Genomic DNA, 19,215 nt, shown 5'->3' with positions numbered 1-19,215 from the left:
ATGATTGCAGCTGAAAACCGCTGGGGCGACTTTAGCATAAGTTATTTGTTGCGACGGCGATTAGTAGGAGGACCGTATACGATGCTGCTGCGTGTACTTTGATCCTTTCTTATATAAAGATGTATATATGAATACGTTTTAAAATCAGCGCAGGATGCCGCGTCATTAGCGCGTCAGAGTAAGAAAATATGCTTTTGTTGAATAAATTAAATAAAAATCTGCAGACTAGGCTTCCAAAATGAATTCTACTCATGCTATAATTTTTTCTTTGGCGGCTGTAGCTCAGCTGGATAGAGTACTTGGCTACGAACCAAGGGGTCGTGGGTTCGATTCCTGCCAGCCGCACCAGATATAAAGGGTCCATCGCAAGATGGGCCCTTTTTTCTATTAAAGCGCGTGTTTTTTATCGAGTGTTTGTTAGCGCATAACCCTTCTTCCCTCTTCACATTCATTTTTCGTACTTGTCCTCACGCACGCAGTTTGATCGCTACTCCCGCATGCACACCTGAAGTTTTTTGCCTAGATCTTCTAAAAATACCTGTGGTTAACTATTAATTCATCGTCTAATGCGATGGATTAATATTTTTATTGCTATTTACCGATGTTTGATGGGATGGCAATCTCATCTCGCGCTTGATTGAATCGAGTGCGCCGCCGGGGATGCCAAGTCAGGAAATCGGGCGATAAAACTAGGAGACGGCCTGATGAATTCCGCCCTGATGGATACCGCCGATGAGCGTATCCCGCCACCTAAGCTTTTCGTACTTGGCCTGCAGCATGTACTGGTAATGTATGCAGGAGCTATCGCCGTCCCCCTCATCATTGGCGGCGCGCTGCATTTGTCGAAGGAAGACATTGCCTTTCTTATCAGTGCCGACTTGTTTTGCTGCGGGGTAGTGACCATGATTCAGTGCATGGGCATAGGCCATGTAGGCATTCGTCTCCCGGTCATGATGGGTATGTCCTTCACTGCGATCGGACCGATGATTGCGATTGGTAGCAATCCGGACCTTGGTATGCCGGCTATCTTTGGCGCGGTGATTGGTTCTGGTATCTTTACCTATTTCGCTGCGCCTTATATGAGTTCTCTGGTGCGCTGGTTCCCTCCGGTGGTGACTGGCTCGGTCGTGCTGATGATCGGTATTTCACTTATGCGCGTTGGTATTAACTGGGCTGCCGGCGGACAACCGATGATATCCAGCCCGACAGGGCCAATTCCTAATCCGCTGTATGGCATCCCGGTGAATCTGGCTCTGGCCGGTGTTGTGTTGCTGTCCGTGTTGTTGCTGATTGCTTTTGCGAAGGGCTTCCTAGCCAATATTGCAGTGCTACTGTCGATTGTCTTTGGCTTCATTATCGCGGCGCTGCTCGGCAAGGTGGATTTTTCCGGCGTGATGACGGCCTCATGGTTCAGCCTGATTACCCCTTTTCATTTCGGCCTGCCGACCTTCGATCCGCTCTCTATCGTCATGCTCTCTATCGTCATGATCGTCATGATGATCGAATCTACCGGTCTTTTCATCGCCTTGGGTGACATCATCGGACGTCCGATTACGCGCGATATTCTGGCGCGCGGTTTGCGTGCGGACGGTGTAGGTAATATGGTCGGTGGCGTGTTTGGGACATTTTGCTATACCTCATATGCACAAAATATCGGTTTGGTTCAGATGACCGGTGTACGAAGCCGTTGGGTATGTGTCGCTGCTGGTGTCATTCTAGTTGTGCTTGGATGTCTGCCTAAAATGGCTTTCATTGCCGCTTCTATCCCGCAATATGTGCTCGGTGGTGCCGCGGTCGTGATGTTTGGCATGGTGGCCGCGGCTGGTATTAAGATCTTGACGCGTGTTGACTTTGCCGGGAATGCCAAAAATCTCTACATCGTTGCGGTGAGTCTGGTCCTGGGTATCATTCCGCTGGTCGGCGAGCGTTTCTTTTCGCAGTTGCCGGAATTGTTAAGCAAGTTTATGCAGAACGGCATTCTGTTAACCACCTTCACAGCAGTAACCCTGAATATATTGTTTAACTATCGTCATTCCGATGTTGTCGAGAAGCTTGGAGTGGAAGATAGGGTATGAAGACCTGATGATAGGCAACTGCAATAAGCGGGATCGCCCGACGGCAGGAACTTTTCATGGTGAGGCAATATGGACAGCATCAATCTTGAGGTTTTAAAAAGCTGCGCAGAATGGATATCTGTTGGCCGTTCATGCGAACTGATCACCGTCATCAAGACCTGGGGTTCCAGTCCGCGCCCGGAAGGGGCAATGCTGGCGATATGTGAAGACGGCACGGTGATAGGTTCGGTCTCAGGGGGCTGTATTGAGGACGATTTGATTTGTCGCGTGCGCAAGGAGGGGATTACGCGAAGGTGGCCGGAAATCGTGACTTATGGGATTACAGCTGATGAAGCACATCGCTTCGGTTTGCCATGTGGCGGTACTATTCAGCTGGCGATTGAACCTTTGTCACATAACAGTGGTATAGCGGAGCTTTTGAAAAAAATACAGCAAAACGAATTGGTCGCGCGGCGCCTTGATTTGAGTACTGGGGCAGTAAGCCTAGGTCCGGCTAGTCCTGGGATGTGTATGCAAGTGTCTGCAACTGCGATGACCACTATACATGGCCCACGTTGGCGCTTGCTGATAATCGGTGCTGGACAATTGTCGAGTTTCCTGGCGCACATTGCGACTGGCATGGATTACCACGTGACGGTCTGTGATCCGCGTGAAGAATACCGCGAGACCTGGTCCTTGACTGAGGTCGAAGTTGTACATGCAATGCCGGATGACTTTGTTAGCGAACATAAGTTGGATAGCCATAGTGCCGTCATTGCATTGACGCATGATCCGAAGCTGGATGATCTGGCATTGATGGAAGCTTTGCGCTCGGATGCTTTTTACGTTGGTGCGATTGGTTCACGTGGCAACAATGCGAAACGACGCGAACGGCTCAAATTGTTTGATGTGAGTGATGTCCAGTTGGGTAAGCTGCATGGTCCGATCGGAATGTATATCGGTAGTAAAACACCAGCTGAAATTGCGATTTCTATTCTAGCGGAAATGACTGCAGTAAAAAATGGGATTCCGCTATTGGATGAGGCACGTATTGAGTATGCAAAACGTGCGCGGCATCAACCGCAAGCAGAAAGTTTGTGCGGAAGTTCATCATGAAAAAGCGCTTGGTAATAGCAATTACTGGTGCCAGCGGCGCAATATATGGCATAAGGATGTTAGAGCTGCTGTCACAAGTCGATGATTGGGAAAGCCATCTGGTGATCTCTTCATCCGGTTTAATGACAGCGACGCATGAATTGGAGTTGGATAGGGCGCAAATAGAAGGCCTGGCGGACGTGGTACACAATGTGCGTGACATCGGGGCGTCAATTGCAAGTGGCTCTTTTCAATGCAATGGCATGGTAATTGCGCCTTGTTCCATGCGTACGCTTGCTGCAGTTGCACATGGCTTGTCCGATAACCTGATAACCCGCGCTGCAGATGTCATGTTGAAGGAGCGACGGCGTTTGGTGTTAGTAGCGCGAGAGACGCCGCTTAATCTTGCGCATTTAAGAAATATGGTTGCGGTCACTGAGTTGGGTGCAATTGTTGCACCACCGGTGCCAGCTTTTTACAACCAACCAAGCGCAATTGACGATATTGTCAATCACACGGTTGGTCGTATCCTGGATCTTTTTGAAGTTGAACATAGCGGCTTGTTGCAACGCTGGGAAGGACTTCGAAGAAGTGGCGATATGTAGCTGATCGTAGTTTGGAGATTGGCTTGAAATATGTTTGTTCTTGACATGCACGTGAATAGAAAATATAAATAGCCGCATGAGTGGGTAGAAGCGATCAGCTATACATCCTGAGGTGCAATGCCGGGGGATAGAGGCGGGAGATTGCTCACTGTGTACAAGTTGCCCCGGATATATCGGGCGACTTAACAGTGATGTGAGTTCTCTTTACCGGAGCTGTGATGCCTAACTCATTCTTCATCTTCATTAAGTCGTCGATCTTGTTTCTGGTCGGACTAGGTTTTCTCTTTTTCCTTGTCGTGGCACTGCGGATGTTTGTATCTTCCGCTGATGAGGCTGCGCTGTCCCTATACCTTGGTGCCGCTGCCCTTGGCTTCCTCTCGCTTCTTATCTTAATAAGCGCGCTAATAACTGGGTACACCTTACCTGGATATCAAGAGCAGGACAGCAGTCAGGACGCAGAGCAGCCTGGTCACGATTCTATTTCCAATGAACAGCAAGCATTCGATGCTTTTTTGCGCTGCCGTGTTATGTGCGCCTATCAGACCCTTCCCACTATATCGGAGCCGATATGAATGAAGCAGCCCTTATGAATCAGCATGCAGAGATAGGCGCGCAACAGGTGCCGGTCACTATCTTGACCGGTTTCCTCGGGGCGGGTAAGACGACGCTGCTCAATTACATCCTTACCGAAAAGCATGGACATCGGATTGCAGTGATCGAAAATGAGTTTGGAGAAGTCGACGTAGATTCCGATCTGGTCATGACTTCGGATGAAGAGATTTTTCAAATGACGAATGGCTGCATCTGTTGCGTCATAGATGTGCGTACCGATCTGGTACGCATTCTGCAGCAGTTGCTGGCGCGTAGCGAGCAGTTCGATCATATCCTGGTTGAGACCAGCGGCCTGGCTGATCCGACCCCGGTCGCGGCAACCTTCTTTATGGATAATGAGGTCGCGCGTCAGGTGAACTTGGACGGAATCGTGACTTTAGTGGATGCCATGCACATCAATGATCATCTCGATGATCCGCAATTGCAGGGCAGCGATAATCAGGCGTTGGATCAGATCGTCGCGGCTGATCGTATCATTATCAATAAAACGGATTTAGTCGATGCCAAGGCCATTAATGCACTTCGTATGCGCATGCGTAGCCTGAATGCCGGTGCACAGATATTGAGTTCGAGTCATGCTCAAGTTGATCTCAGCAAGATCCTCGGCATAGGCGGCTTCTCCACTTCATCGGTGATGGCGGCTGATCCGGATTTTCTCGATGTGCATTTGCATGGCCACGATCATGTTTGTGACGATGCATGTGAACATCATAAGCATAGCCATGAACAGTTGGAAAGCGCGGTGCCAGGTCATTTGCACGACCCGTCGGTCACTTCCGTTTCATTTGTCTTCGATATCCCTTTTGACAAACAAGCGCTGAATGAACATTTGTCGCAACTGCTGGCAGTCCACGGCGACGATATCTTCCGCTTGAAAGGGATTCTTTCCATTGCTGACGATGACAGGCGCCATGTATTGCAGGCAGTGCATCGCATCATGGAATTACGCCCTGCCGATGCATGGGAAGAGACAAAACCAAGCAGTAAATTCGTATTCATTGGCCGCAAGTTGGATCGTTCCGCTTTGGAGACCGGACTTCTTGCCTGCCTGGAGAAGTAGAGAGCAAGGAAGAGCTAAATACACTGCCAGATTCAGAACTTACGTAGATAGGTGAAGAAACGATGCTGTGAAGGAGGAGAAGATGAGCGAGCAAGCCAATATACCGCGGCTGAGGTTGCGGGGAATTTGCAAGGTTTATTCATCGGTGGTTGCCAACGATGGCATTGATTTGACTGTCATGCCGGGAGAGATTCACGCGATACTCGGAGAGAACGGCGCCGGTAAGTCCACGCTGATGAAGATCATTTATGGCGTGACGCATCAAACTGCGGGTGACATGATTTGGGAGGGTAGGCCCGTCCGGGTAGAAAGTCCGGCGCATGCGCGCCAGCTCGGAATTGGCATGGTGTTCCAGCATTTTTCACTGTTTGACACACTCAGTGTGGTGGAAAATGTCGCCTTGTCCATGCCCGGTAAGCCAGACCTGCAGTATCTGGCGCGTCGCATCGAAAAAATATCCGAGCGCTATGGCCTGGTGGTCGACCCCATGCGGCAGACACATGGCTTGTCGGTGGGGGAACGGCAACGGGTGGAGATTATCCGCTGTCTTTTGCAAAATCCCAGCTTGCTGATCATGGATGAGCCGACCTCTGTGCTTACTCCACAGGCAGTACAGAAGTTGTTTGATACCTTGCGGCAGTTGGCGAGTGACGGCTGCAGCATTTTATATATCAGCCACAAACTGGATGAGATCCAGGAACTTTGCCACGCGGCTACCGTGTTGCGGGCCGGCAAAGTCAGCGGTACCTGCATACCGCAGCAAGAAACGCCACAGTCGATGGCGCGCTTGATGATAGGCAAGGACCTGCCGGTATGCCAACGTAGTACTACTAATGTAGATGGTGAACTGCGCCTGAGGGTCGAGCAGCTGTCACAAGTATCGGATGATCCTTTTGGTGTCGACCTGAAGAATATTCAGTTGGAAGTCAAAGCTGGGGAGATTGTCGGTATCGCGGGCGTCTCAGGTAACGGCCAACAAGAGCTGCTGTATGCACTCTCAGGCGAGATGCCACTGTCGCAAGCGGCGCAAATAGAAGTGTGCGGTGTCGCTGCGGGCCGTATGAGCCCGGGTCAACGCCGTACACTTGGCTTGTGCTTCGTACCCGAAGAGCGTCTTGGTCGTGGCGCGGTGCCACGCATGTCGCTGGCGCAGAACGCCCTGTTGACTGCATATGGCAGCAGCATGTTGCGCAATGGCTTGATTCGCTTCGACGTGGTGCGCGATTTTGCTGAACGCTGTATCGCACGCTTCAATGTCAAATGCGGTGGCCCTGGCGCACAAGCCCGTTCCTTATCCGGCGGTAATCTGCAAAAGTTCATTGTTGGCCGCGAAATCATGCAAGAACCAAAACTGTTGATCATTGCCCAGCCGACCTGGGGAGTCGATGTCGGTGCCGCAGCGTTCATACGACAAGCCTTGCTTGATCTGCGCGATGCGGGTACTGCGGTATTGGTGATTTCCGAAGAGCTGAGCGAATTGTTTGAAATTAGTGATCGCATTGCGGTCATTGCGGGCGGGCAATTGTCCCCCGCCATGCCAAGCCGAGACACCAATGTCGAGGAAATTGGAATGCTCATGGGCGGCCGATGGAATAGTACGGAGGCTGTCACTCCTACCGAGCAAAGCCTGAACACCACGGAGATTCGTTATGCTATTTAGACTCGAGGCACGTCCGGAGGCGTCACGACGCATGCGCTACCTTTCGCCGATATTTGCCATTGCGCTGACGTTGGTAGGAAGTTTCATTTTGTTTTTTGCGCTCGGCAAAGATCCGGTCGAAAGCTTCAAAATCTTCTTCTTTAATCCGGTACGTGATTTGTATGGCGTGTCTGAATTATTGTTGAAAGCGACACCCTTGATGCTGGTTGCGGTTGGCCTTGCGGTTGGATATCGCGCAAATGTCTGGAATATCGGCGCAGAAGGGCAATTCATCCTGGGTGCGATTGCAGCGACCGGCGTTGCACTGTACTTCCAGCACAGTACCAGCATGTGGGTATTGCCAATGATGCTTGTGGCCGGAGCTGTCGGCGGCGGTTTGTGGGCAGCTGTTCCTGCATTCCTGCGTAGCCGTTTCCATGCGAATGAAATCCTGGTCACATTGATGATGGTGTATATCGCCCAATTCTTTGCTTCATGGTTGATACACGATCCCTGGAAAGATCCGCAAGGCTTTAATTTTCCGCAGACCAGAATATTTGCTGATTCGGCCTTACTGCCATTGCTCATCGAAGGCAGCCGTTTAAACCTGGCATTCCTGTTTGCTTTGGCTACGCTAGGAGTGGCTTATATCTTCCTTGAGCGTAGCTTCTGGGGTTATCAGATGCAGGTCTCCGGGCAAGCCGAATCGGCTGCGCGCTATGCAGGCTATTCGGCGTCGCGCACCATTTGGATCGGTTTATTGGCAGGTGGCGCGATGGCCGGTGTGGCGGGGATGGTCGAAGTAGCAGGTCCGATGGGGCAGCTGACTGAATCCATTTCCAGCGGCTACGGTTTTGCCGCAATCATCGTCGCGTTTGTCGGACGCCTCCATCCGGTCGGGATTTTCTTTGCCAGTTTATTGATGGCACTGCTGTATTTGGGGGGTGAACAAGCACAGCAATTCGTGAACCTGCCATCTTCTATCTCTAAAGTATTTCAGGGCATGTTGCTGTTTTTCTTGCTTGCCTCGGATTTGTTTATCGCTTACAGATTTCGCTTTGATGGCGCAATTAACTGGAGGAATTGGTTATGGAAAACTACCTGATTACTTCTATTATTGCTGCCACTCTCGCGGCTGGTACGCCTTTGATTATCGTGGCAATGGGAGAGTTGGTTACCGAAAAGGCGGGGGTATTGAACCTGGGTGCTGAGGGCATGATGTCGGTCGGTGCGGTGGTTGGATTCTTGCTGGGATTTTCCGGTATTAATCCTTTGCTTGCCGTTTTGGCTGGTATGGCCGCTGGTTGTGCAATGTCGCTGGTATTTGGTTTCTTGACATTGACCATGCTGGCGAACCAGGTTGCTTCCGGTCTGGCATTAGCCATCTTTGGCATTGGATTGTCGGCATTTATCGGTAAATCGTATGAGGCGGCACCGGCACCCGCTGTCTTGCCTACTCCTGTACCGATACTGGCTGATATTCCGTTCATCGGTCCTGCATTTTTCAATCATCAATCGCTGGTATATGCGTCTTGGTTACTGGTAGTCGGAGTGATCTGGTTTTTGTATCGCAGTCGTTGGGGCTTGGTGTTACGTGCGGTGGGGGAGTCACCTTCGGCCGCACATGCAGTCGGTTATCGCGTGATTTTCCTGCGTTACCTGGCAGTTGCCTTCGGCGGTGCGATGGCAGGAGCGGGCGGTGCTTTTCTCTCGGTATATTACACGCCACTCTGGAGTGAAGGCATGGTAGCCGGGCGCGGCTGGATCGCCCTGGTCCTGGTGGTATTTGCCACCTGGCGTCCCTTACGCGTGGTATTTGGCGCCTACTTATTTGGCGGTGTGATGATCTTGCAGCTATTTGTCCAGGGGGCCGGCTTGAAGCTTGACGTACCTTCGCAATTGCTGTCATCGCTGCCTTACCTGGCAACCATCGTGGTACTGGTGCTCATCTCGCGCAATGTAAGCATGATACGCCTCAACGCACCTTTTTCGCTGGGCCAGCCATTCCGTCCGGACGCATGAAGAGAAGTTTTTGACACTTGTTTATCTATAAAAAAGAGGAGACCTAAAATGTCATACGATTTTCGTCATATACATCGTTCCGTCGTCGGCCTGACTGTGGGCCTGGGCTTTGCTGTTTCGGTGCAGGCGGCAGAACCGCTGAAAACTTGCTTTTTATACGCAACGCCGATAGGCGAGAGCGGCTGGGCATATCAGCATGAATTGGGACGTAAAGAATTGGTTGCCGCGATGGGCGACAAAATTACCACTAAGTATGTGGACAATATACACGGTGGACCTGATGCTGAACGTGTGATCAGGAATTTTGTGCAAGAGGGCTGCAAACTTATTTTTACACCATCGTTCGGGTTCATGGAGCCGACCATCAAGGTGGCGCGGCAGGCTCCTAATGTGATTTTTATGCAGGGTACTGGCTACAAGACAGCACCCAACGTTGGAACTTATAACGCACGTTATTACGAAGGTCGTTATCTGGAAGGTGTGTTGGCAGGCAAGATGAGCAAGAAAGGGGTGGTTGGTTATGTCGGTGCTTTCCCCATCCCGGAAGTGTTACAGGGAATAAATGCCTTCACGCTGGGGCTGCGTAGCGTCAACCCGCAGGCGCAGGTAAAACTGATTTGGGTCAATTCCTGGTATGACCCAGGTAAGGAACGCGATGCGGCGAACACTTTGATCAAGCTGGGTGCCGACATTCTCGCCTACGCTCCATCCGGTATCTCGATAGTTACGATGGCAGAGGCACAGGGCGTGTACACGCTGGGTTATTACTCGGATATGTCTAAATTTGGTCCAAAAACCAATTTGACTTCATTGGTTCATACCTGGGGTACTTATTACATCAAAGAGGTGGAGGAGGTACTGGCCGGTCGCTGGAAGTCGAAGAAGGTGCTTGGCGGCTTGCGTGAAGGCATGATCAAGATGGCACCACTGAATAGCGCAGTGCCAGCTGATGCGCGCGAAAAAATGGCGACCGATGAACGCGCCATCATCGATGGGAAATTACATCCGTTCGCCGGCCCGATCTACGATCAGGATGGCAAGGAGCGTGTGGCCGCCGGCAAGATCATGACTGATGATGAAATAAATAATATGAATTTCTTGGTAAAAGGCGTGGATGGTTCGATGCCACAAAAATAAGCTACCGCAAGTGCCAGGAAATTTTGGTCTTTGAACCAGCCCTTGTTTATGCGAATGTGCTCACGTTGTCGCTTGCCTTCGCTGATTCAAGAGTATTAAAGAAGGTATCAAGCAAATGACAAACAATGTACTCATCAAAAATGCGCATGCCATCCTCACTGGCAAGTCGGGCACGGATGCGCGTAGCAAGGCCAGCGATATACGTATCAAACAAGGTGTCATCACTGAAATGGGTAATGGCCTGACGCAGCAGGATGGCGAGCGGGTATTGGATGCACGTGATTGCGTGATTTATCCGGGCTGGGTCAATACGCATCATCATTTGTTTCAATCGCTGCTGAAAGGCGTACCGAGTGGTATCAACCAGACGCTGAGTCCGTGGCTGCAATCGGTACCTTATCTGTATCGTCATTCCTTCAATGAAGAGCGCCTGCGCCTGGCAGCGCGCATAGGGATGATAGAGCTGATGCTGTCGGGTTGTACCACCATCGCCGACCATCATTACATTTACACACCAGGCATGGCCTACGATCCATCCGCAGTTTTATTCGATGAAGCAGAAGCTTTAGGCGTGCGCTTTATGTTGTTGCGCGGTGGCGCGACAGTCACGCGCAAGCTGGAAACGAATGCCAGCAATCAGGCGCAGCCTGAGACCTTGGACGGTATGCTGGCTGATGTAGAAAGAACTGCTGCACGCTTCCATCAAAACGGACCACGACCACGTACCCGCGTGGCGATGGCGCCGACCACTGCGACCGTCTCCGTGCGACCCGAAGACTTGAAGTACATCGCCCGCATCGCACGTGGCATGGGTATACCTATGCACACCCATATGTCGGAATCAGTTTCGTATATGGAGTATTGCCGCGAGAAGTTTGGCTGCTTGCCGATAGAGTTCCTGGCTGAACATGAATGGATAGGTCCGGATGTGTCGCTGGCACACCTGACACATCTGACCGATACCGAGATGCAGATCCTGGGAAAATCCGGCACTGGCATGGCGCATTGTCCGCAGAGTAATGCACGTCTGGCGGATGGCATTGCGAACGCGCCCATGTTGGAAAAACTGGGCGCGATGGTGACGCTGGGTGTGGATGGCGCGGCATCGAATGAAGCCGCGGACATGCTTAGCGAAGTGCATTTTTGCTGGCTGGTGCACAGGGCCAAAGCAGGCGCTGCGACCCGACCACGTCCTGAAGGCGAGGGCGAGGCCGGAGCGGATAGCGCCACCGCCGAGCAAGTCATACATTGGGCCACGGCGAATGGTGCAAAGATGCTGGGCTTCGAAGGCGTGGGCACATTGGAAGTCGGACAGGCGGCGGATCTCGCCGTGTACGACCTCGATGCGCCGCGCTATTTCGGCTTGCATGATATGGCGATAGGTCCGGTCGCCAGCGGTGGCCGGCCACGTTTGAAATGGTTGCTGGTCGATGGTGCGATAGTGGTTGAGGATGATGCGATCCCCGGACTCGATATGGCAGCCTTGCGTGCCGAGGCGCGTGCTGATGTTTTACGTTTGATCAGTGATGTCTGAGAGGTCTGAACGGTTTGTGATTTATCTGCAGACAAAAATGATCTAGCAGCATTACCGATATATCAAACGGTTTTTCCATTTCGCCTTGACATGCCAAGTTGGCGAAATGTATAAAGAAGTAGTAAGTGGGTATAAGCGTTCAATTGAACATCCGGCGGTGCAAGGCCGCAATGGTTCGATAGGAGATTGCTCACTGGCGGAGTACTCGTCAGTGGGTTTTTTCTTATGCAGTTCGCCTCCTGACAGTCCTCCAGAAAGCAGAGCGTAAATCTCGATATGAGACTTGCGTAATCCTAACCTGATGTACTGTGAGGAGATCCACATGATAATCGACACCAGTTGTTATCCCACTAATCTCGTCGATCTTGCCTGGCGCCATGACGGTGAACCTTTCACTGGCGAACGGCTGATCAAAATGATGGACGGCCCTTTTACGATCAACGGCAAACCGCGCCGTATTGATAAGGCCTTCATACAACCACCGCAAGGCAACACGATTTACACCTGGACCGACGGCGACCTGAACGGTCGTGAATCCATCGACGCCTACATGGCTTACACCGTCGAGATGGTAAAGAAATATCCGGATCGCCTGATCGGCTGCTTCGTCTACAACCCGCGTTGCGGCGTTGAAAACGGGGTGGAAGCCATCGAGTATTACGCGAAAGAACTGGGCTTCAAAATGGTTCAGTTCCAGGCCAATATGCACGCCTACCGCCCAGACCGTGCGCTCGACTGGCTGCGCCCTGCGTTGAAAAAATGTGCAGAGCTCGGCCTGTTGGTCAAACTGCATACCGGCGATGGTCCATACAGCATCCCGACCGAGTGGGTGCCGATGATCAAGGAATTCCCAACCGTGAATTTCATCATGGCGCACTTTGGTGTGCAGACCGGCGGTGTCTACTGCTTTGAGCCATTCCAGATGGCGATGGACCTGCCTAACGTGTATTGCGAATCCGGCTGGTGCCTGCAGTCGCGCATCGTGGAATTCACCAAGGTACTGCCCAAGCACAAGGTCTTGTTCGGTTCGGATACACCACCGAATGAACCTGGCATGTGGCTGCGTTTGCTGGAAGTGCTGTGCTTCGAGCCACCGCAAGGTTTGAATCTGGATGAGGACACGTTGGAGGACTATCTGGGCAATAACGTGGCCCGCATGATAGGCCTCGAAACCACGCCGCCACCACGCAATCTCGAAGAGGCGCAACTGCGCCTGGCAGGCAGCAAGTAAAAGCAAGCAGGCATCGTGTGCACCTAATACTTGCGCGTTCCCCACACTTAATTCTGGAGTCTACAAATGATTATCGATACTCATCTGCACCCAACCAATCTGGTGGATGAAGCATGGCGTCATACCGGCGAGCCATTCAATGGCGAACGTATGCTGAAAATGATGGATGGCCCTTACATGATTAACGGCAAACCACGCCGCATCGACATGGGCTTCATCCAGCCACCACCTGGGAATACCGGCTACCGTGATGGCAACCGTCGTGGTCGTGACGGCATACGCGACTACATGGCCTACATCGCCGAGTTGTGCCAAAAATATCCTGACCGTTTCATTGGCAACTTCACCTTCAATCCGCGCTGGGGGCCCGAAGAAGGCGCGCTGGAGCTGGAATTCCACGTCAAGGAATACGGCTTCAAGATGCTCAAGCTGCACGCCAATATGCACGGCTATCGTCCGGATCGTGCGCTGGACTGGCTGCGTCCTGCGATGAAGATGTGCGCGAAGTACAACATCGTTGTGCTGATCCACACCGGCGACGGTCCTTACACCATCCCGACGCAGTTCTATCCGATCATCCGCGAGTTCCCTATGGTGAATTTCATCATCGGTCACTTCGGTATCCAGACCGGTGGTAACTATTCGTTCGAAGCATTCTGGATGGCGATGGATACGCCTAACGTGGTCTGCGAATCGGGTTGGTGCTTCCAGTCACGTATCGTGGAGTTTGCCAAGCAGCTGCCGCGCAACAAGATCGTCTTCGGTACTGATACGCCACCGAACGAGCCAGGCATGTGGCTGCGTGAGCTGGAAGTGCTGTGTTCACCTGCGCCGCAAGGCATGGGCCTGGACGAAGATGGTCTGGAAGACTATATGGGCAACAACATCGCACGCCTGATCGGCCTCAAGACGACGCCGCCGCCGCGCACGATGGAAGAAGCGCAAGCCCGCCTGACCGATACCTATGCCGGCGTGAAGTAAGTCGATATAGCGTATATGCGAAGCAAAAAGCTGGTGGACATAGCATGCTGTCCACCAGCTTTATGTGCTGATGAGCCAACTGTAAAAGAGGACACGGCATGACACAAAAACACATCCCTGATTTTTCCAGGAATCAGGATTTCCGCACCTTCCTGCGCGACTATCTGCAAGCCTATCCGAATGATGTAGTGACCATCAAGGAAGAGGTCAGTGCGGATCAGGACCCGACTTCCATCGTGTGGGAATTGGCGCGGCAGGGTAAGCATCCACTGCTGGTATTTGACCAGGTGCGCGACCTGGGAGCGAGGCTGGTGACGAATATGTTCGCTTCACGTGAGCGCGTAGCACGCATGCTGGGCGTGGAAGTGCAACATCTGCATGAAGAATACCAGGCACGTGCACGGCGTCTGGTGGCACCGAATGTTGTTACGACCGGGCCGATCATGGATGCGGTACAGCACAGCAATTTCGATCTCCATACGCTGCCCATCATCAAGCACTTTGCTACTGATAAGGGGCCATACATTACGAATGCGGTGATCGTGGCCGAGCATCCGGATACCGGTGTCGGCAATATGAGCTATCACCGTTCCACCTTGCATTCAGCTACCGAGATTGCGACCAGCTTGCATTCACGCGGACATTTGTGGCGTTTGCTGCAAATTGCGATAGAACGTAAACAGCCGTTACGGATTGCGATGGTGATAGGGGCACATCCCTTGTTCATGCTGGCAGGCGCTGCGCGGTTGCCGTTTGGTGTGGACGAGCGTCACGTAGCTGGTGGCTTGTTTGGCGCACCGCTGGATGTGGTGCGCACGCCCAAGTACGGGATAGCGGTACCGGCCTCGGCGGAGATCGTGCTGGAAGGTGTAATCGATCCGGAAGCACGTGTCGATGAAGGACCGTTTGGTGAATTCACCGGTTACTCGTCGGACAGATCGACCAATAATCTCTTCAAGGTAGAAACGGTATTGCGCCGACACGATGCCATCCTGGTGGATGTGGTCGGTGGCAATTCGGCCGAGCATTTGAACCTGGGTCGCATACCGCGTGAATCAGAGATGGTGGAGAAACTGCGCGAGCGTTTCCCTAGCGTCACCGCCGTACACTATCCGAGTTCCGGTACGCACTTCCATGCTTACGTCGCACTCAAGCAAATGCGCCAGGGCGAGGCACGCCAGGTAATGCTGGGTCTGCTGGGCTGGGACCCGTATCTAAAAACCGTGGTGGCGGTGGATGAAGATGTCGACATTACACGGGATGAAGAAGTGCTGTGGGCGATCGCGACACATCTGCAGCCGCATCAGGATGTGGTGATAGTCGATGGCTTGCCGGGTAGCGCGCTTGATCCTTCTGCTTCCGGTGTCGGCACTACTTCGCGCATGGGACTGGACGCGACGCGTGGGCCGAAGTTTGACGGCATACGTGCGGAGATCTCACCTGATTCGATTGCGCGGGCGCAGCAGATATTGGCGCAACTCTAAGCGCAACATTAAGAAGGTATAAAAAAGGCCGGACCAGCATTGCTAGTCCGGCCTTTTTGCTGCGCCAGGTTTAGGTTTGTTGTTCCAGCACTTTCTGTTCGGCTTGTTCCGATGCCTGCTGTTCTGCTTTTTGCTTCAACGCCTGCAGCACTTGTTCCGGCTTGATCGGATAGTGATGGAAGCGCACACCGATGGCGTCATACACCGCGTTAGCAATCGCCGGGCCTATTGCCACGATAGGGTCTTCACCCACACCTTTGGCGCCGAAGGGGCCGCCCGGATCCGGTGCGCTTTCGAGGATAAGGGTGTGGATAGGCGGCATATCCATCGATAGCGGCATTTTGTAATCGACGAAGTTGGCGTTCAATGAACGTCCGGTCTGCATATCGATCTGGTAGTCCTCATACAGCGTATGTCCTATGCCTTGCTGTATGCCACCTTCGATCTGGCCGGCTGCGCCGACCGGGTGGATGATCTTGCCGATTTCATGCACCGGGACGACTTGCGCTACGGTGATATAGCCGGTTTCGATATCCACGTTCACTTCGACGAAGTGCGCAGCGAATGAGTACGACTTGGTCGGATGATAGGTGGCGCTGCCTACCAGCTGCGCTGCCGGTATCCCTTTCTTGGCACTGACGGCTTCGCGCACGCTGATGCCTGCTGCGTCGCTGCCGCGGATAGTGATGTATCCCTGGTCAACCACCAGATTGTCAGCAGCTGTTTCCAGCTGTTTGGCGGCACGCTCCAGCAGTTGGGTTTTGACATTGGCAGCTGCCATTTGCGCTGCACGCCCACCCATGAAGGTGGTGTGGCTGGCGAACGCACCTATGTCCCATGGCACGACGTCGGTATCACCATGCACGACCGAGACTGCGTCGAAGTTTACGCCTAGCTCAGCTGCGACTATCTGCGCCAGTGCGGTATGTGCACCGGTACCTAGGCCGGCAGTACCGGTCAGCAAGACCACCGAACCGTCTTCATTCATTTTGACGATGGCATTGCCTTGCTCTTTGATGCCGGGGTAGGCGCTGCTGCCATGCATCTCGCAACCTATACCCCAGCCATTGCGCATGTGGCCGTTCAGGTCACGCTTGCGTTTGCGCAGCGTGTCCCAGCCGGTCACTTCGCGACCTTTTTTAATGCAATCCTCGAGGCCATGACCGATGAGAGGGTGGTTGGACGGTGCAATGTCGCCTTCACGCACTGCGTTCTTCAGCTTGAGTTCCAGCGGATCCATGCCCAGGCGTTCTGCTGCTTCATCCATCTGGATGTCGAGTGCGTAATAGGTTTGCACCACGCCATAACCACGGAAGGCACCGGCGATCGGGCTGTTGGTGTAGACGCAGCGTCCTTCCAGATGGATGTTCTCGCAACGATACAGTGATAGCAGTGCCGAGGTGCCGACGATGGTGACACCGGGGCCGTGCGAACCATACGCGCCGGAGTTGAAGACGACGCGTGCCTGTCGCGCGGTGATGGTGCCGTCTTTTTTAAAGCCTTGCTTGAGCCATACCTTGGCCGGATGGCGCGTGCGGCCGCCGAGGAAGGTTTCTTCGCGGCTGTATTCCATGCGTACCGGCCGGCGTGTTTCCTTGGCCAGCAATGCGCAGAGGAATTCATGTTGGAACAAATCCTGTTTCGCACCAAAGCCGCCGCCCATGTGATCGACCAACACGCGTACCTTATGCAAAGGCAGGCCCATTACTTCGGCCATGATACCGCGCACCATGAAAGCAGTCTGGGTCGATATCCAGACCGTCAGGTTGCCATTGCCATCCCATTGGCAGGTGCAGACATTCGGTTCCATGTACGCTGGAGTAGGGCGACCACCTTCGTATTCTCCTTCGAGGATGATGTCTGCTGCGGCGAAGCCTGTTTCTATATCGCCGCGCGTGAATTGCACAGGATCGAGTACCAGGTTGCCACCGGGCTGGCGCTCATGGATCAACGGTGCATCCGGACCTTGTGCATCTTCGACCGTGAATACTGCAGGCAGCTCTTCGTATTCCACTTCGATCAGTGCGACCGCTTTTTCTGCAATTTCTTCGCTGATAGCCGCAACCGCAGCGACGCCTTCGCCCCAATAACGCACCTTGTCATCGAGTATGTACTGGTCGCAGGTGACGGAAGCCGAGCGTGGATGTGGCGAACCTGCATGCAGGATGCGGGGCACGTTTTCGTGCGTCATGATGACCTTGACACCGGCCAGTTGCATGGCCTTGCTGGTGTCTATACGTTTGATCTTCGCGTGCGCGATGTTACAACGTTTCATTTTGCCGTACAACAGTCCGGGCATGCCCATGTCGGCGACGTATTTGGCATTGCCTGTTACTTTCGCCAGCAAGTCCGTGCGTTTGACGCTCTGGCCTATGATGAGGTCGCTCATGGTGTCTCCATCTTTTGATTTTGCTGAGCTGCTGTCAGCTTGATTGCTTCGATGATTTTGGTATAGCCGGTGCAACGGCAGATGTTCCCGGCGATCGCGAATTTGATTTCGTCTTCGGTCGGCGTCGGGTTTTCATCGAGCAGGGCTTTCGCCATGACGATGATGCCGGGCGTACAGAAGCCGCACTGGGCAGCGCCGCAGCGCATGAAGTTATCTTGCAGCGGGTGCACTTCATCGTAGGAAGTCTGTATGCCTTCTATGGTCTGGATGTGGCGATTGCGTACTTCCACTGCCAGCACCAGACAGGAATTGACCGGCTTGCCATCGAGGATGACGGTGCAAGAGCCGCATTCACCGACATCGCAACCTTTCTTGGTACCGGTCAGTGCACCTTCAGTACGCAATGCGTCCAGCAGTGTGCGGTTGGGTTCGACTGCCAGTTCGCAGGCTTCGTCATTGATGGTGACGGGAATGATGTGTTTCATGCTGCCTCCTTGAGTGCTTGTTCTATCGCCCTGCGCGTGAGTACCTTCACCATTTGTCGGCGGTAGTCAGCACTGCCGCGGATATTGCTGATAGGGCGTGACTGATGCATAGCCGCTTCTGCTGCCGCGGCTATCAGCTCTGCATTAAGACGTTGGCCACGCAACAGGGCTTCCGCATCGTTGGCACGCAGAGGTGCTGCGGAAACGGCTGCCAGCACGATGCGTATGTCTTTGCAGGTTTTGCCGTCCATCGTCAGGCTGACGGCGACGCCGACAGTGGCGAGTTCCATCGCGATGCGGCGGCCGTGCTTGATGTAGACCTTGCCGGTGTGTGGTGCTGGCGGCGGGATCACGAGGTGGGTGACGATTTCATCGCTGGCCAGCGCGGTCTGGCCGGGGCCGGTGACGAAGCCATCGAGTGGCACCTGACGATAACCGGCCGGGCCGTAGATCTGTACGCTGGCGCCGTCGGCGATCAAGGGCGCGAGTGTGTCGGCCGAGGGCGAGGCGCGGCAGACGTTGCCGACCACCGTCGCGCGGTTGCGTACCTGTATCGACGCGAAGTCGGTCACGGCACGGCATAAGCTGGCGTAGTGCTGTTTCACGATGGCGGATGTTTCTACCGTGCGGGTAGTGGTCAGTGCGCCTATGCGCAAACCGGTTTGCTCGTCGTAATCAAGGCCGCTCATGCCGGGGATTTTTTTGATGTTGATGACGTGGTCGGGCTGACGCACATGTTCCTTTATCTGCACCAGCAGGTCTGTGCCACCTGCGAGCAAAGTACCCTTGCAACTCTGCAGCAGCGTGACCGCATCATCCAGCGTGGTCGGTTCGAAATACGCAAAATCTCTCATCGGTCTTCCTTAACGAGTCATGAGTTTCTCACC

At 53.3% G+C, this 19,215-nt stretch carries 16 protein-coding genes and 1 tRNA gene; 14 read left to right on the top strand and 3 right to left on the bottom strand.

All coding sequences use genetic code 11. The features are described from left to right. Positions 1 to 271: 271 nt before the first annotated feature. The 14 genes from ACFQPC_RS06685 (at position 272) to ACFQPC_RS06620 (ending at position 15,454) form a co-directional block, all read left to right on the top strand. A tRNA-Arg gene (locus ACFQPC_RS06685) sits at positions 272 to 348 on the top strand. Between the two features lie 356 nt (positions 349 to 704). Beyond that, entirely contained in the window at positions 705 to 2,075 is a 1,371-nt protein-coding gene (locus ACFQPC_RS06680) for a nucleobase:cation symporter-2 family protein (protein ID WP_382270982.1), read from the top strand. Positions 2,076 to 2,144: 69 nt separating this feature from the next. After that, entirely contained in the window at positions 2,145 to 3,170 is a 1,026-nt protein-coding gene (locus tag ACFQPC_RS06675; RefSeq protein WP_382270980.1) for an XdhC family protein, read from the top strand. After that, a complete protein-coding gene (locus ACFQPC_RS06670; RefSeq protein ID WP_382270979.1) occupies positions 3,167 to 3,754 on the top strand; it encodes a UbiX family flavin prenyltransferase in 588 nt (195 codons plus the stop codon). The genes ACFQPC_RS06675 and ACFQPC_RS06670 overlap by 4 nt, the downstream gene beginning before the upstream one ends. A 218-nt stretch (positions 3,755 to 3,972) precedes the next feature. Continuing rightward, positions 3,973 to 4,326, top strand: coding sequence for a hypothetical protein (locus ACFQPC_RS06665; RefSeq protein WP_382270977.1), 354 nt, complete (start codon positions 3,973 to 3,975; stop codon positions 4,324 to 4,326). A gap of 14 nt (positions 4,327 to 4,340) precedes the next feature. Beyond that, positions 4,341 to 5,426 carry a CobW family GTP-binding protein gene (locus ACFQPC_RS06660; protein ID WP_382270975.1) on the top strand — a complete coding sequence of 362 codons (1,086 nt, stop codon included), beginning with the start codon at positions 4,341 to 4,343 and terminating at the stop codon, positions 5,424 to 5,426. Between the two features lie 82 nt (positions 5,427 to 5,508). Next, on the top strand, positions 5,509 to 7,086 hold the full coding sequence (locus ACFQPC_RS06655) for an ABC transporter ATP-binding protein (protein WP_382270973.1): 1,578 nt from the start codon (positions 5,509 to 5,511) through the stop codon (positions 7,084 to 7,086). Next, positions 7,076 to 8,170, top strand: a complete 1,095-nt coding sequence (locus ACFQPC_RS06650; protein ID WP_382270971.1) for an ABC transporter permease — start codon at positions 7,076 to 7,078, stop codon at positions 8,168 to 8,170. Before ACFQPC_RS06655 ends, ACFQPC_RS06650 begins: the two co-directional genes overlap by 11 nt. Then, positions 8,155 to 9,087, top strand: a complete 933-nt coding sequence (locus tag ACFQPC_RS06645; protein WP_382270969.1) for an ABC transporter permease — start codon at positions 8,155 to 8,157, stop codon at positions 9,085 to 9,087. Before ACFQPC_RS06650 ends, ACFQPC_RS06645 begins: the two co-directional genes overlap by 16 nt. A gap of 48 nt (positions 9,088 to 9,135) precedes the next feature. Continuing rightward, entirely contained in the window at positions 9,136 to 10,224 is a 1,089-nt protein-coding gene (locus tag ACFQPC_RS06640; RefSeq protein WP_382270968.1) for a BMP family ABC transporter substrate-binding protein, read from the top strand. Positions 10,225 to 10,339: 115 nt separating this feature from the next. Continuing rightward, positions 10,340 to 11,758 carry an amidohydrolase family protein gene (locus ACFQPC_RS06635; protein ID WP_382270966.1) on the top strand — a complete coding sequence of 473 codons (1,419 nt, stop codon included), beginning with the start codon at positions 10,340 to 10,342 and terminating at the stop codon, positions 11,756 to 11,758. Positions 11,759 to 12,080: 322 nt separating this feature from the next. Further along, complete coding sequence (locus tag ACFQPC_RS06630) at positions 12,081 to 12,989, top strand: amidohydrolase family protein (protein WP_382270964.1); 909 nt, start codon at positions 12,081 to 12,083, stop codon at positions 12,987 to 12,989. Positions 12,990 to 13,055: 66 nt separating this feature from the next. Further along, positions 13,056 to 13,970 carry an amidohydrolase family protein gene (locus ACFQPC_RS06625; protein ID WP_124575018.1) on the top strand — a complete coding sequence of 305 codons (915 nt, stop codon included), beginning with the start codon at positions 13,056 to 13,058 and terminating at the stop codon, positions 13,968 to 13,970. A 98-nt stretch (positions 13,971 to 14,068) separates the two neighbouring features. Next, complete coding sequence (locus tag ACFQPC_RS06620) at positions 14,069 to 15,454, top strand: UbiD family decarboxylase (protein ID WP_382270962.1); 1,386 nt, start codon at positions 14,069 to 14,071, stop codon at positions 15,452 to 15,454. A gap of 70 nt (positions 15,455 to 15,524) precedes the next feature. On the opposite strand, the gene ACFQPC_RS06615 is transcribed toward ACFQPC_RS06620, so the two are convergent. The 3 genes from ACFQPC_RS06615 to ACFQPC_RS06605 are packed head-to-tail and all read right to left on the bottom strand — an operon-like array spanning position 15,525 to position 19,182. After that, complete coding sequence (locus ACFQPC_RS06615) at positions 15,525 to 17,843, bottom strand: xanthine dehydrogenase family protein molybdopterin-binding subunit (protein ID WP_382270960.1); 2,319 nt, start codon at positions 17,841 to 17,843, stop codon at positions 15,525 to 15,527. Further along, a complete protein-coding gene (locus tag ACFQPC_RS06610) occupies positions 17,840 to 18,328 on the bottom strand; it encodes a (2Fe-2S)-binding protein (RefSeq protein WP_382270958.1) in 489 nt (162 codons plus the stop codon). The genes ACFQPC_RS06615 and ACFQPC_RS06610 overlap by 4 nt, the downstream gene beginning before the upstream one ends. Then, entirely contained in the window at positions 18,325 to 19,182 is an 858-nt protein-coding gene (locus tag ACFQPC_RS06605; protein WP_382270956.1) for an FAD binding domain-containing protein, read from the bottom strand. The genes ACFQPC_RS06610 and ACFQPC_RS06605 overlap by 4 nt, the downstream gene beginning before the upstream one ends. Between the last annotated feature and the right edge of the window lie 33 nt (positions 19,183 to 19,215).

It is taken from the genome of Herminiimonas glaciei, from assembly GCF_042664955.1.
In the GTDB taxonomy this organism is placed as follows: domain Bacteria; phylum Pseudomonadota; class Gammaproteobacteria; order Burkholderiales; family Burkholderiaceae_D; genus Oxalicibacterium; species Oxalicibacterium glaciei.
Note: the sequence above shows the minus strand (reverse complement) of the source record. Positions and strands in the feature narration are given on the sequence as shown.